This window comes from Thermomonas sp. (assembly GCF_041905325.1).
Classification (GTDB): domain Bacteria; phylum Pseudomonadota; class Gammaproteobacteria; order Xanthomonadales; family Xanthomonadaceae; genus Thermomonas.
On record NZ_JAYRLK010000003.1, the window covers coordinates 74935 to 87616 of the forward strand.

At 69.5% G+C, this 12682-nt stretch carries 11 protein-coding genes; 2 read left to right on the forward strand and 9 right to left on the reverse strand.

Features of this window, described 5'->3' with window-relative positions; translation table 11 throughout:
- The first annotated feature begins 80 nt into the window (after positions 1 to 80).
- Positions 81 to 1454, forward strand: a complete 1374-nt coding sequence (gene hslU, locus ACE3OK_RS04495; RefSeq protein WP_374248360.1) for an ATP-dependent protease ATPase subunit HslU — start codon at positions 81 to 83, stop codon at positions 1452 to 1454.
- 49 nt (positions 1455 to 1503) lie between these two features.
- Here the strand turns inward: hslU and ACE3OK_RS04500 are convergent, their stop codons facing one another.
- The 9 genes from ACE3OK_RS04500 to ACE3OK_RS04540 all read right to left on the reverse strand — a co-directional run bounded on the left by ACE3OK_RS04500 (position 1504) and on the right by ACE3OK_RS04540 (position 11461).
- Positions 1504 to 2103 (reverse strand): YbhB/YbcL family Raf kinase inhibitor-like protein, encoded by a 600-nt coding sequence (locus ACE3OK_RS04500; RefSeq protein ID WP_374248361.1) that lies wholly within the window; start codon positions 2101 to 2103, stop codon positions 1504 to 1506.
- A gap of 48 nt (positions 2104 to 2151) precedes the next feature.
- On the reverse strand, positions 2152 to 2922 hold the full coding sequence (locus ACE3OK_RS04505; RefSeq protein WP_374248362.1) for a lysophospholipid acyltransferase family protein: 771 nt from the start codon (positions 2920 to 2922) through the stop codon (positions 2152 to 2154).
- Between the two features lie 43 nt (positions 2923 to 2965).
- Complete coding sequence (locus ACE3OK_RS04510) at positions 2966 to 3337, reverse strand: hotdog fold thioesterase (RefSeq protein ID WP_374248524.1); 372 nt, start codon at positions 3335 to 3337, stop codon at positions 2966 to 2968.
- Between the two features lie 86 nt (positions 3338 to 3423).
- Positions 3424 to 4032, reverse strand: coding sequence for a YkvA family protein (locus tag ACE3OK_RS04515; protein WP_374248363.1), 609 nt, complete (start codon positions 4030 to 4032; stop codon positions 3424 to 3426).
- A 96-nt stretch (positions 4033 to 4128) separates the two neighbouring features.
- Positions 4129 to 6108, reverse strand: a complete 1980-nt coding sequence (locus tag ACE3OK_RS04520) for a phosphatidylserine/phosphatidylglycerophosphate/cardiolipin synthase family protein (protein WP_374248364.1) — start codon at positions 6106 to 6108, stop codon at positions 4129 to 4131.
- A gap of 4 nt (positions 6109 to 6112) precedes the next feature.
- Positions 6113 to 6586 (reverse strand): histidine phosphatase family protein, encoded by a 474-nt coding sequence (locus ACE3OK_RS04525; protein WP_374248365.1) that lies wholly within the window; start codon positions 6584 to 6586, stop codon positions 6113 to 6115.
- A 28-nt stretch (positions 6587 to 6614) separates the two neighbouring features.
- On the reverse strand, positions 6615 to 7244 hold the full coding sequence (locus ACE3OK_RS04530) for an AAA family ATPase (RefSeq protein ID WP_374248366.1): 630 nt from the start codon (positions 7242 to 7244) through the stop codon (positions 6615 to 6617).
- Between the two features lie 61 nt (positions 7245 to 7305).
- Positions 7306 to 10239 (reverse strand): ATP-binding protein, encoded by a 2934-nt coding sequence (locus ACE3OK_RS04535; RefSeq protein ID WP_374248367.1) that lies wholly within the window; start codon positions 10237 to 10239, stop codon positions 7306 to 7308.
- A 25-nt stretch (positions 10240 to 10264) separates the two neighbouring features.
- On the reverse strand, positions 10265 to 11461 hold the full coding sequence (locus ACE3OK_RS04540) for an EAL domain-containing protein (RefSeq protein WP_374248368.1): 1197 nt from the start codon (positions 11459 to 11461) through the stop codon (positions 10265 to 10267).
- Positions 11462 to 11585: 124 nt separating this feature from the next.
- Here ACE3OK_RS04540 and ACE3OK_RS04545 point away from each other — a divergent pair, with 124 nt between their 5' ends.
- Entirely contained in the window at positions 11586 to 12623 is a 1038-nt protein-coding gene (locus ACE3OK_RS04545) for a class 1 fructose-bisphosphatase (protein WP_374248369.1), read from the forward strand.
- Positions 12624 to 12682: the final 59 nt, after the last annotated feature.

Consider the following 12682-nt stretch of genomic DNA (forward strand, 5'->3'; position numbering starts at 1 on the left):
AGCGACTTGATGGGCCGCCCTGCCGGGATGGCTTGCCAAGAACTTCTCGCCCTCGGTACGCCGCCTCCAGGACACCAGACATGACCGACTCTTCCTCCATGACCCCGCGCGAAATCGTCGCGGAGCTCGACCGCCACATCGTTGGCCAGCACGCCGCCAAGCGCGCGGTGGCCATCGCCCTGCGCAACCGCTGGCGACGCGCGCAGCTCGCGCCCGAGCTGCGCAACGAGGTGATGCCGAAGAACATCCTGATGATCGGCCCCACCGGTGTCGGCAAGACCGAGATCGCGCGCCGGCTGGCCACCTTGGCCAACGCGCCGTTCGTGAAGGTGGAAGCGACCCGCTTCACCGAGGTCGGCTACGTCGGCAAGGACGTCGAGCAGATCATCCGCGACCTCGCCGACACCGCGGTGAAGCTGCATCGCGCCCAGGCCCGCGCCAAGGTGCGCACGCAGGCGGAAGAGCGCGCCGAAGACCGCATCCTCGACGCCCTGCTGCCGAAGCGCGAACCCGCACCGGGCTTCGGCTTCAACCCGGCGCACACCACCACCATCGACATCGGTGCCGAGCCGTCGGCGCAGGAATCGACGACCCGCCAGAAACTGCGCAGGCAATTGCGTACCGGCGAACTGGACGCGCGCGAAGTGGAATTCGAGATCGCCATGAACGTGGGCGTGGACATCGTCACCCCGCCCGGCATGGAAGACATGGGCCAGCAACTGCGGCAGATGTTCAGCCAGATTTCCGGCGGCAAATCGCACAAGAAAACGATGACCATCCAGGCCGCGCGCCCGCTGCTGATCGAGGAAGAAGCCGGCAAGCTGATCAACGAGGACGACGTGCGCGACGCCGCCATCGAAGCCTGCGAACAGCATGGCATCGTCTTCATCGACGAGATCGACAAGGTCGCCAAGCGCAGCGAAGGCATGGGCGCGGATGTCAGCCGCGAAGGCGTGCAGCGCGACCTGCTGCCGCTGGTGGAAGGCAGCACCGTGAGCACCAAATACGGCGCGGTGAAGACCGACCACATCCTGTTCATTGCCTCCGGCGCGTTCCACCTCGCCAAGCCGTCGGACCTGATCCCGGAAATGCAGGGCCGCTTCCCGATCCGGGTGGAACTCACCGCGCTGGGCAAGGACGACTTCGTGCGCATCCTCACCGAACCCAAGGCGGCGCTGACCAAGCAGTACGTCGAACTGATGCAGACCGAAGGCGTGACACTGGCGTTTGCGCCCGAGGCGATCGACCGCCTCGCCGAAATCGCCGCGCACGTCAACGAACGCCAGGAAAACATCGGTGCGCGCCGCTTGCACACGGTGCTGGAGCGACTGCTGGAATCGCTGAGCTTCGACGCCCCCGACAAGGGTGGCAAGGTGGTCATCGACCGCGCCTACGTCGACACGCAACTCGGCGAACTGGCACAGGACCCGGACCTGAGCCGCTACATCCTGTGACCATCCAGCGATGCCGGGGACCCGGCATCGCACCGCACGGCCTGCCACCTCACCCGTGCAGGCTGTATGTCCCGTAGATCGCGGCCTCGGCCAACACGTGGCCGTGCATGGCGCGGAAGGCATCGGCGGCGGTGAACGCGGCGGGCAGCGCCAGGGTGGCCACGTCGAGCGCGAACAGGCGGAAGAAATAGCGGTGCACGCGCAGGTCGTGCGACGGCGGGTAGGGGCCGTCGTAGCCGAAGTACTGGCCGCCCATGGCGGCATCGCCGGCGAACCAGCCGGTGTAGTCGTTCAGGCCGGACACGCCGCCGGCATCGTGCGCCTGCGGCTTGCCCCTGGCGGTCTGGCCGTCGCTGCAACTGCCGGCGGGAATCGCGCGGGTGCTGGCGGGAATGTTCGCCACCAGCCAGTGCACGAAGTCGCCACGCGGATGCGCCACCGGGATCGGGGTGGCGGCATCGGCCACCAGCGCGCCATCGGTGGGGGCATCGGTGTCGATGCACAGCAGCACGAACGACCGCGTGGCGGCCGGCACGTCGTCCCAGGCCAGGTGCGGGTTGCGGTTGCCGCCGCGTCCACCCTCGGCCCCGAGGGCGAATTCGGCCGGCAATGGCTGCCGGTGTTCGAAACTGTCGCTGTGGATGTGCATGTTCCGGTCTCCGCGGAAGACACCCGGCAGGGTACCCGAAACCGCGGGTCAGGCGGCGGCCATGGCGGCGGCCACGCCGGCCTGCGCCACCTGCGCGATGCCGCGCCGGCCGTTGAAGCCGGCGGGCAGGATCGGCGGCAGGAAGCACACCCGCACCGGCCGCGCCGGTTCGCCCAGCAGCCGCAGCAGGTTGCCGAGGAAGCTCTCGCGCGGGGCGAACGCGATGACGTGCTGGGCCTGGCTGCGCACGCCGTAGCACAGCGCCACCGGCTGCACCGGCGCGTGCGCCTGCACGGCGGCGGTGAAGATGCGGGCGTGGAAAGTGCCGAGGGCACGACCGTTGCGGGTGCCGCCTTCGGGGAACGCAGCCACCGCGCGCCCGCTGCGCAGGCGCTGTGCCATCTCGTCCATCACCTTTTCCAGCGAATCGCCGTTGCCGCGTTGCAGGAAGATGGTCTCCGCCTGTGCCACCACCCAGCCGATCAGCGGCCAGCCGCGGATTTCGGATTTGGCGATGAACCCCATCATGTGCTGGGAGTGCAGCACCATGATGTCGATCCAGCTGACGTGGTTGGCGACGAACAGCGTGCCGCCCGCCAGCGGCGTGCCTTCGCGGCGCAAGCGCAGGCCGAAGATCCACAGCAGGCTGCCGGCAAACCAGCGGATGGCCGCGTGCGACAGCGCCCCGCCGCGCCCCAGCGCAATCAGCAGCAACACGATGGGCAGGTCGATGCAGGCGTGCCACAGCAGCAGCGGGGTGCGCCAGGCATAGCGCAGCGCACGCAGCAAGGTGGCGACGGCGGGAGACGTCGGGGTCATGGCAAGCGAGGGGGCAATGGAAGCGCCGGGGCGTTGCATTCCATTATCCGCCGGATGCCGGCGGTTGCGGCAACACCGCCAGGGTGATCCGGCTGATGCAGACCGGCCTGGCGGCTTCGTCCTCGATCCGGATTTCCCACACCTGGGTGCTGCGTCCGATGTGGATGGGGCGGGTGGTGCCGGTGACGGTGCCTTCGCGCACCGCACGCAGGTGGTTGGCGTTGATCTCCAGCCCCACCACCGCATTGCCGCCGGCCAGCAGCGCGCCGGCGCTGCTGCCCAGGGTTTCCGCCAGCGCCACCGAGGCACCGCCGTGCAGCAGGCCATAGGGCTGGTGGGTGCGCGTGTCCACCGGCATGGTGGCGCGCAGGTAGCCTTCGCCGAGTTCGGTGAAGACGATGCCGAGCGCCTCCATCAGCGTCCCCCGGGAGCGCGCGTTGAGCGCGTCCACGGTGACGCCGGCCGGCCAGGCGAACGCGGGGACGGACAAGGGGCGCGGCTTCAGCGCACGCCGAACACGCCCGGGCGCCAGGCGCGGACGTAGGACTCGCGGCCATAACCGCTGCTGCGGCCATAACCGATGCCGAAGTCGCGCTCGCGGCGGCCGTGCATGCGCTCCACCAACTCCTCGCGACGGCTGTCCAGCCAGTCGGTGCGTCCCAGCGTGGACGGGTCGACGCCACGACGGGCGGCCTCGCGGGCGCGGTAGTCGCAGAAATCGTCGTAGGCGTCGAGTTCGTGCGCCAGTTCGCGCACCGACAGCTCGATCATCACCGCGTCATCGAGGAAGCCCAGCACCTGCACGTTGTCGGGGATGATGTCGTTGGGGTCGGCGAAATAGGCCAGCGCCGACAGCACGCGCTGGCGGTCGGCGTCTTCCATCGCCCACGCCGCGTCGCGCACCATCGCGATCATGTCGTCCAGGCGCAGCAGGCGGGCCCTGATGAAATCGGGGATCTGCACCTTCTGTGCATCGTCCAGCAGGGCCACGGCCGCCGCCACGATCTCCTCGGCGCTCTTGCCTTCCACGGCCTTGCGCGAGTGCTCGGCGGCGGCTTGGAAGTGGGCCAGATCGTGGTCGTTGAGCTCGAAGTTCAGGGTGATGGACATGGTGGGCCCGGGCGCGAATGATGATTGATCCGGCAGACTAGGGCGCGCGCGCGGGCCCGTCAATCCGCCTGCCGGCATGCCGGCGCCTGATGGCCTTCACAGGATCGGCGACAAGCCGGAACCGAACGCGGTGAACACCCGCACGCCCAGCCATTTCAGGCCGATGTCGACCTCCGGAAAGTCACCGACGGGGTGGTTGCAGCGCAGGAAGTCGGCGGCGAACGGCGACGGCGGCGCGGGCTCCGACGGGCAGTCGGGGCCTTCGACGTAGTCGTAGCTGGTGGCGTACTTGCGCGGCCACAGGTCGAAGATCGGCATCGTCTCCGACCACCGGGCCAGCGTGTAGGACACCCCCTGCAACAGCGCCGCACTCGGCCGGCGGCCGATGGTCCAGGCATTCTCAGGGGCCATGTCGCGGCGGATGCTGGCGGCCAACCGGCGGGCAAAGGCAGGGTCGTCGATCACCACCGCGCTTTCGGTATTGAGGGCGTCGCCGCGCGGGTCGAAGTTGTGGGTGCCCACCACCGCCACCCGTTCGTCGATCACCATCGACTTGGCATGCAGACCCATCCGCAAGCCGGCGCTCTTGAGCCGCACCGGCATGCCGCCGGAGGACGCGAACGGCGAGCGGCGGCCGGCTTCGCTGACCGGTTCGCTGCGCAGGCCGCGCTTGGCCAGACGGCGGTCGCGCAGGTTGGGGCGCGTGGCCTCCAGCTGCGATGAGGCCGGGGCGGCCACGGCAGCCGCCGCATCGGCGTCCTCCCACAGCGCGGCCCCGGTGGCACCGAGTTCGAACGGTGCGCTGGCGGGGAACGGTTTGAACTCGTGGATCTGGAAGCCGAAGTCGCGCAGGTAACGGCGCTTGTACTTGTACGACATCGCGTAGGCGATGAAGGCATCGGTGGCGGCCAGGCTGTTGGTGGAAACCTGCACGCGCGGCGGCGCGGGCTCCGCATGCAGGCGGCGGAACAGTTGCTGCGCCGGCTTGGACAGCACCAGGTAGGGGGTTTGCAGCAGCACTTCGTGGCGTGCGTTGGCGATCAGCCCCAGCAGCTCCTGCCCGGCCAGGCCGGGCGGGCCGTCGCCTTCGCCCGCGGGTTCGGCATCGCCACGGTGCTTGCGCGGCAGGTCGGCGATGAAGGCCACCCCTTGCACCGCCTGCGCAGGCTGCACGAAGCGCGCGCGCAGCACCTCGGCATCGCCGACGTCGGCCAGCAGCGCGCGCACGCGCTCGGGGCGGCGATAGGGATGGTGCGGCGGCGGTGGCGCGCCATGCTGGCGCAGGTAGCGGGCGACATCGCCCAGTTGTGCCGCCGGCACGCTGCGGCGCGACGCCCAGAACGCCTCGAAATTGGCCTGCATGTCGCGCACCACCGGGCCGGCCAGCAGCAAGTCGCGGTCGCGGAAGTTGTAGTCCTCGCCCCAGTCGTAATAGTCGTCCTGGTAGTTGCGGCCGCCGACGATGCCGACCTCGCCATCCACCACCAGCAGCTTGTTGTGCATGCGCCGATTGAGCTGGCGCCAGCAGCAGGCCGCCGCCACTGCATACATCGGCAGCGACAGGCGGGCGCGGTCCAGCACCGGGTTGTACACGCGCAGTTCCAGGTTGGCGTGCAGCGCCGCCAGTGCCGCGAAAGTTTCCACCTTGCGCAGCGCCGCCAGCTGGTCGACCAGGATGCGGACCTTCACGCCACGGAACGCCGCCGCCTGCAATTCGTCCAGCACCAGCTGGGCGGCATCGTCCTCGTCGAAGATGTAGGTCTGCAATTCGATGCTGCGTTGCGCGCTGCGGATCAGGTGCACGCGCGCCAGCAGCGCGTCGGGGGCGTCGTCGAGGATCAGGGCGCGATGGCGCGGTGTCTGCGGGGTGGACGCCGCCAACGTGTCGCGCGCCATTTGCAGCAACGGCGAGGGCAGCGCACAGGCGTCGGCGCGCGTGCAATCCACCTGCGTGCTGCGGGCCGCTTCGGCGATCCCGGCGGCCTTCTGGCGCTGTGCCGGCGAGAGGGTGGCGCAGCTGGCCAGCAACAAGGCCAGCGCGCACGCCAGCCAGCGGCCGCAACCCGCACGCCTCATCGGATCATGGCCACCAGAATTGCGACAGGCGGGCCACGCCGGGCTCGATGGCGGCGTCCTTCGGGAACACCAGTACCGCCACGCCGGCCGGCGGCATGCCGCGGTAGTCGCCACTCTGGCCGCTGTGCAACAAGGCGGCCAGTTGTTCCAGCCCCGGGTTGTGGCCCACCAGCAGCAACCGCGTGGCATCGGCATGGGTATCGGCCAGCGCGATCAGGGTTCCGGGGCTGGCACCGTAGATCGACGCCTCCTCGCGCACGTCGGCCTGGCCCAATGCACCCAACGCGGCCAGAGTCTGGCGGGCGCGCAGCGCCGGGGAGCACAGCACGCGGTCGGGCAGCAGGCCCTGTGCCTGCAGCCAGGCACCGGCGGCGCGGGCTTCGGCCAATCCGGTCGCCGACAACGGGCGTTGGCCATCGTCCATCCCCGGGCCGGCGGCTTCGGCGTGGGCGTGGCGGAGCAGGATCAATTCGCGCATGGGTCATCCTTGTGATCGGGGGGCGGCATCAGTGCCGGTGCAACCATTGCAACAGCGGCTCCCAGTCTGCCTGATGCTCGCGCACCTGCGCCGAATGGTAGTCGAACAAGCTTTTTCCCAGCCCGGTCAGCACCACGTAGGCCTGGCTGTCGCGCAGTTGCGCCAGCACCGGGAACGGCCAGCCGCGCAGCAGCTCCAGGCCCTGCTGGGTGGCATGGGTATTGGGTTTGCAGCGATTGAGCAGCAACCCGGTGGGCAGGTGGCGGCGGCGCACCCGGGGGTGGCGGGCGAGGGTGTCGAGGAAGTGGGCAGCCGCTTCGATGTCGAGCGCCGAGGGCTGCATCGGCACCAGCAAGGCGTCGGCGACATCGAGGAAGCTTTCCAGGTCCCGTTCGCGGGCCCCGGCCGGGGTGTCGATCACCGCCACCCCGGTATCCGCCGGCAGCTGCCGCCGCCAATGCTTGTGGGTGCCGTCCACCGGCAATACCGCCGCGTCCAGCCCGGCACGGCGCTGGCACCAGCGGGTGGCCGAGCCTTGCGGGTCGGCATCCACCAAGGCCACCTGCCGCCCCGCCAGCGCGGCGTGCGCGGCCAGGTGGGTCGCCAGCGTGGTCTTGCCCACGCCACCCTTCGAACACGCCACCAGCCAGGTCTTCATGCCGTTGCTCCGCCAGGGGGTGCAGGCAGGTTACACGCGGCATCCGGCGCGTGCATGCGGTTCAGCCGGGAAACCGCCGCGCCACTTGCAGGCGCAGGTGTTCGCTGGCGGTGTGCACGTCGGTGGAAAGCGGCAACACCCCCGCCCAGTCGCCACTGCGGCCGGCCGCTTCCAGCGCGGCGGCGGCATCGGCCAGCGCGTGGGCCCCCACCAACCGCGCCGCGCCCTTGATCTTGTGCGCCTGGCGGGTCAGTTCCGGCAGGTTGCCGGCCTCGCGCAGTTGCTCCAGCACCGCCAGATCGTCCCGGGTGGTGGCCAGGAAATCGTCCAGCAGCAAGCGGATCTGGGCAGGATCCCCGCCGGTCAACTCGGCCAGCACCACACCGCTGAGGATCGCCTCGCTGCCCTCGTCGCCCCCGCCGCCGGTCATGCCGGCGCCGGCTTCCACCTGGGCGTTGTTTTCCCCCTGCACGCGCAGGCCTTCCTCCACCGACTGCCCCTCCGCGCCGGCGGTATGGGGCAGCCAGCGTTGCAGGCAGGCACCGAGGCTGGCGATGCCGACCGGCTTGGCGAGGTAGTCATCCATCCCCGCACCCAGGCAGCGTTCGGCCTCGCCTTTCAGGGCCGACGCGGTGAGTGCCACGATCGGCGTGCGCGGCAGGTGGCGGCGACCTTCTTCCTCGCGGATGGTGCGCGCCAGTTGATAGCCGTCCATGCGTGGCATGTGCACGTCGCTGAGCAACAGCGCGTAGCGCCCGGTGCGCCAACGCTCCAGCCCTTCCTGCCCGTCTTCGGCGGTTTCCGAGGCATAGCCGGCCAGCGCCAGTTGGCGCTGGATGACCTGGCGGTTGGTGGCATGGTCGTCCACCAGCAGCACCAGGCTGCGCTCGCGCTCGGCGGCGACCACGGTGGGCAGGTGGCGCGGATGGAACCCGGCCACCTGCTTGCCGGGCAGGGACTGGTCCGGCAGCGCCTCCACCGGCGCGCGCAGCAGGGTGACATGCAGGCGCATGTGGGTGCCCTTGCCGGGGCTGGACTCCATGTCGATGCTGCCGCCCATCAGCTCGGCGATGCGGCGGCTGATCGCCAGCCCCAGCCCGGTGCCACCGAAGCGGCGGGTGGTGTCCACCTCGGCCTGCGCGAACGGCTGGAACAGCCGCGCCTGCGCCTGCGCGCTGATGCCGATGCCGGTATCGGTGACGCTCAGCACCAGGGTGTCGGCCCCCAGCGCGCCATTGTTCGGGTCGTGGCGCACCAGTTCGGCAGTGGCGGTGACGCTGCCATGGCTGGTGAACTTGATCGCATTGGACAGGAAGTTGCCGATCACCTGCCGCAGCCGCACCGGATCGGCGTGATGCGCCGGCGCCAACAGCGGGTCGAGCTGGCACGTCAGCACCAGTCCCTTGCTGGAGGCGGCCCCTGCATAGTTGGCCACCACGCTGCGCAGCAGGTCCGGAAGCGAGGTGGGGACCGGCTCGATTTCCATCTTGCCGGCTTCGATCTTGGAGAAGTCGAGGATGTCGCCGATGATCCGCAACAGGGTTTCCGCCGAGGCCTGGATGACGTTGAGCGAACGCCGCTGCTCGGCGTCCAGCCGGGTATGCCCGAGCACTTCGATCATCCCGGTGACGCCGATCATGGGGGTACGGATTTCGTGGCTCATTGCCGCCAGGAACGCGCTCTTGGCGTGGTTGGCGTCGCGTGCGCGCGCCTCGCTGTCGCGCAACGCGCGCTCCAGCCGCTTGAGCAGGGTGAGGTCGGTGGCCACGGCCAGCAGGCCCACCATCACGCCGGTGTCATCGCGCACCGCCGACAGCGCCAGCAACACCGGGAGCGTGCGCCCACGCTGATGGCGGAGGGCGAATTCCCGCGGTGGCTCGCGGTGGCGGGCCAGCTCGCGCAAGACGGTCCAGTCGGCGGGAATGGTGCGCCCGTACGCCTCGCTGAGCGAGCGCGCCAACGCGCCCAGGGCTTCGGGGTCGAGGATGACGTCGAGTTTTTCGCGCCCCAGCAGCGCACCGGACGGCCAGCCCAGCAGCTTCTCCGCGAACGGGTTGACCTGCGAGAACACGCCTTCTTCGTCCACCGCGAAGATCGCCGTTTGCGCGGCTTCCAGCAGCAGGCGCTGGAATTGCTCGCGCCGCTCCAGCGCTTCGCGCACGCGGTCGTTGCGGGTCAGCTGGTCGGTGAGCTGCGCTTCGATCCGGCGCACGTGGTCGCGCATGCCGAGGAAGCTTTCCATCACCTCGCCCAGCTCGCCATGCGGCAGGTACCGCGGCTGCGCGGTGTAGTCGTGCTGGGCCATCCCGCGCGCCAGTTGGGTCAGGCTTTCCACCCCGCGATAGCCATTGCGCAGCACGCGCCGGCCCACGATGGCCACCAGCCCGAAACACAGCAGCGACAGCCCCAGCCGCGACGCGCCCAGCCACCGGCCGCGGCTGATTTCGCCGCGCACCAACGCATCGGCGCGCACCTGGCCGCGCGCATCGATGCGTTCCAGCCGTTGCACCAGCGGGTCGATCGCCGGGTACAGGTCACGGTCGGCGAATTGCCCCAGCGCCAGGATGTCGCGCTTGCGCAGGATCCGTCGCAGGCTGCCCACCGCCTCGTCGGCGCGCGGGCGCGCCAGCAGCGCCTGCTCCAGCAGGGCGCGGCTGTCGGCGTCCAATGGCATCGCCTGCAAGGCTTTCCATTCGACATCGGTGGTCGCCTGCGCATGCGCCACCACCCGTTCGGCCTCGTCCCAGCCGATCAGGTAATTGCGGGTGCGGAAGGTGGTGTCCACCACGTTCATTTCGTAGGCATTGGACAACCGGCGGATGCGGCGCATGCCGGTCAGCACGTCGTCGCGCATCGACGCCATCGCGCGGGTGGCCAGGTACTGGCCCAACTGGTCCAGCGCCAGCACCAGCGCACCGGTGATCAGGAACAACCCGAACAGACCCAGCAACTGCTGGCGGATGCCAAGCCGGGACAGGTCCAGGCGCAAGCTCATGCCGGCACTCCCGCGAGCGCCGTGCTCAACGCGCCGGCCGCCGCCAGCGGGCGATTGCCGCCGGCAGCTCGCTGCCGGGTACCGGCCGCCCGATCAGCCACCCCTGGGCCACGTTGCAGCCCAGTTCGGCCAGCAATTGCCAGTCGTAGACGGTTTCCACGCCTTCCGCCACGGTGGTGAGGGACAGTTTGCGCGCCAGGTCCAGGCTGGCTTCCACCATCGCCCGCTTGCGCGGCTGCGCGTGCGAGGCAAACACGAAATCCTTGTCGATCTTCAGTTCGGTGAACGGCACCTGCGCCAATTGCGCCAACGAGGAATAGCCGGTGCCGAAGTCGTCGATGGACAGCCCGAAGCCTTTCAGCCGCAACCGCGCCAGCACCCCCAGCCCGCGCGCGGCATCGGTCATCAGCGAGCTTTCGGTGATTTCCAGCACCACGTCCTCCGGCTTGAGCCCGTGGCTTTCAACGATGCTCTGGTAGCGGTCGGCGGCGGTCGCATCGGCCAGCGCCAACGGCGAGACGTTGACCGACAGCCGCAGGCGACGGCCTTCCTGGCCCCAATGGTGCAACCAGCGGCACCCGGCATCCAGCATGCGATCGGTCAGCGCGTGCGCCTGTCCCGCGGCTTCCAGTACCGGCACGAACAGCACCGGCCGCACCACGCTGCCATCGGCGCGTTCCCAGCGCGCCAGCGCTTCCACCCCCACCACCTTGCCGTTGCCGAATTCCACCTGCGGCTGGAACCACGGCACGATCTCGCCGCGCGCCAGCGCCGCCACCGCCTCGTCGGGTTCGAAATCGGCCTCGCCTTCGTCGAGGGCTTCCCCCGCATGTTCGTGGAAGCGCGCCAGCACCACTTCCAGCTTGTCGCGGGTCAGTGGCTTCTCCACGCTGCCCAGCACCCGCAGCCCGTAGGCACGGGCCATGGTCTGCACGGTATTGAGCAGGGCCGGGTCGAGCGCGCTGACCACCACCACCGCGCGCGCCAGGTGCTCGTGTGCGATGTGGCCGATGCATTCGATGCCGTCCATGCCCGGCATGTCCAGGTCCACCAGCACCACGTCCGGTGGCGCCGGCTGCTGGCGCAGCACGTCCAGCGCATGCAACCCGTCGGCACCTTCCAGCGCCTGCTCGTGGCCGAGATCGGCCAGCAACCGCAGCGCGATGCGGCGCTGGAAGCCGTGATCCTCCACCACCATGACCTGCAACCCGGTTCCGCTCATGCGATCTCCCATGACGGCATGCGGCAAGCCGCAAGCCTACCGCAGCCGGTGCCGCAACGGGAGTGGCGCGGGCGGCCCGCACCGACATCGGCGACAATGGCGGCCTGCAGCCACGGATACCGCCATGACCCCATCGAGCATTTCACTGACCCGATTCCTGATCGAGGAACAACGAGCCGGCCGCATCAACGCCGAACTGCGCCTGCTGGTGGAAGTGGTGGCGCGCGCCTGCAAGCGCATCTCCATCGCGGTGGGCAAGGGCGCGCTGGGCGGGGTGCTGGGCGATGCCGGCGAAGGCGGGCAGGCCAGCATCAACGTGCAGGGCGAAGCGCAGAAGAAGCTGGACGTGCTGAGCAACGAAATCCTGCTGGAAGCCAATGCCTGGGGCGGCCACCTGGCCGGGCTGGCCTCGGAGGAAATGGACACCTCGCAGCCGATCCCGGACAAGTACCCGCGCGGCAACTACCTTCTGCTGTTCGATCCGCTGGACGGCAGCTCCAACATCGACGTCAACATCTCGGTAGGCACCATTTTCTCGGTGCTGCGCTGCCCGGACGGGGTGGCCAATGCCGGCGACGAACACTTCCTGCAGCCCGGCACCGCACAGGTCGCCGCCGGCTACTGCACCTACGGGCCCAGCACGATGCTGGTGCTGACCGTGGGCCATGGCACCCATGCGTTCACGCTGGATCGCGAAGTGGGCAGCTTCGTGCTGACCACGCGCGGGATGACGATTCCCGAGGAAACGAAGGAGTTCGCGGTCAACATGTCCAACCAGCGCTTCTGGGAAGCGCCGATGCAGGCCTACGTGGGTGACCTGCTGCTGGGCAAGGAAGGCCCGCGCGGCAAGGACTTCAACATGCGCTGGGTCGCCAGCATGGTGGCCGACGTGCATCGCATCCTCACCCGCGGCGGCATCTTCAGCTATCCGCTGGACAGCAAGTGCGCGCCCAAGGGCGGCAAGCTGCGGCTGATGTACGAAGCCAACCCGATGAGCTTGCTGGTGGAACAGGCCGGCGGTGCCGCCAGCACCGGCCGCATGCGCATGCTGGAAGTGCAGCCTACCGGCTTGCACATGCGGGTGCCGGTGTTCCTGGGCTCGAAGACCGAAGTGGAAGCCGCGGTCGCCTACCATCACGCCCACGACGCCGCCCATGCCTGAAGCCCCGCACGACGGGCATGCCGGCATGCCCGTCGTGCAAGTACGCATCCTGCGTTTGC

Excerpts from the sequence above, each read along its gene's own strand:
- hslU (WP_374248360.1), top strand. The coding sequence starts at position 81 with ATGACCGACTCTTCCTCCATGACCCCGCGCGAAATCGTCGCGGAGCTC.
- ACE3OK_RS04500 (WP_374248361.1), bottom strand. The coding sequence starts at position 2,103 with ATGCACATCCACAGCGACAGTTTCGAACACCGGCAGCCATTGCCGGCC.
- ACE3OK_RS04505 (WP_374248362.1), bottom strand. The coding sequence starts at position 2,922 with ATGACCCCGACGTCTCCCGCCGTCGCCACCTTGCTGCGTGCGCTGCGC.
- ACE3OK_RS04510 (WP_374248524.1), bottom strand. The coding sequence starts at position 3,337 with ATGGAGGCGCTCGGCATCGTCTTCACCGAACTCGGCGAAGGCTACCTG.
- ACE3OK_RS04515 (WP_374248363.1), bottom strand. The coding sequence starts at position 4,032 with ATGTCCATCACCCTGAACTTCGAGCTCAACGACCACGATCTGGCCCAC.
- ACE3OK_RS04520 (WP_374248364.1), bottom strand. The coding sequence starts at position 6,108 with ATGAGGCGTGCGGGTTGCGGCCGCTGGCTGGCGTGCGCGCTGGCCTTG.
- ACE3OK_RS04525 (WP_374248365.1), bottom strand. The coding sequence starts at position 6,586 with ATGCGCGAATTGATCCTGCTCCGCCACGCCCACGCCGAAGCCGCCGGC.
- ACE3OK_RS04530 (WP_374248366.1), bottom strand. The coding sequence starts at position 7,244 with ATGAAGACCTGGCTGGTGGCGTGTTCGAAGGGTGGCGTGGGCAAGACC.
- ACE3OK_RS04535 (WP_374248367.1), bottom strand. The coding sequence starts at position 10,239 with ATGAGCTTGCGCCTGGACCTGTCCCGGCTTGGCATCCGCCAGCAGTTG.
- ACE3OK_RS04540 (WP_374248368.1), bottom strand. The coding sequence starts at position 11,461 with ATGAGCGGAACCGGGTTGCAGGTCATGGTGGTGGAGGATCACGGCTTC.
- ACE3OK_RS04545 (WP_374248369.1), top strand. The coding sequence starts at position 11,586 with ATGACCCCATCGAGCATTTCACTGACCCGATTCCTGATCGAGGAACAA.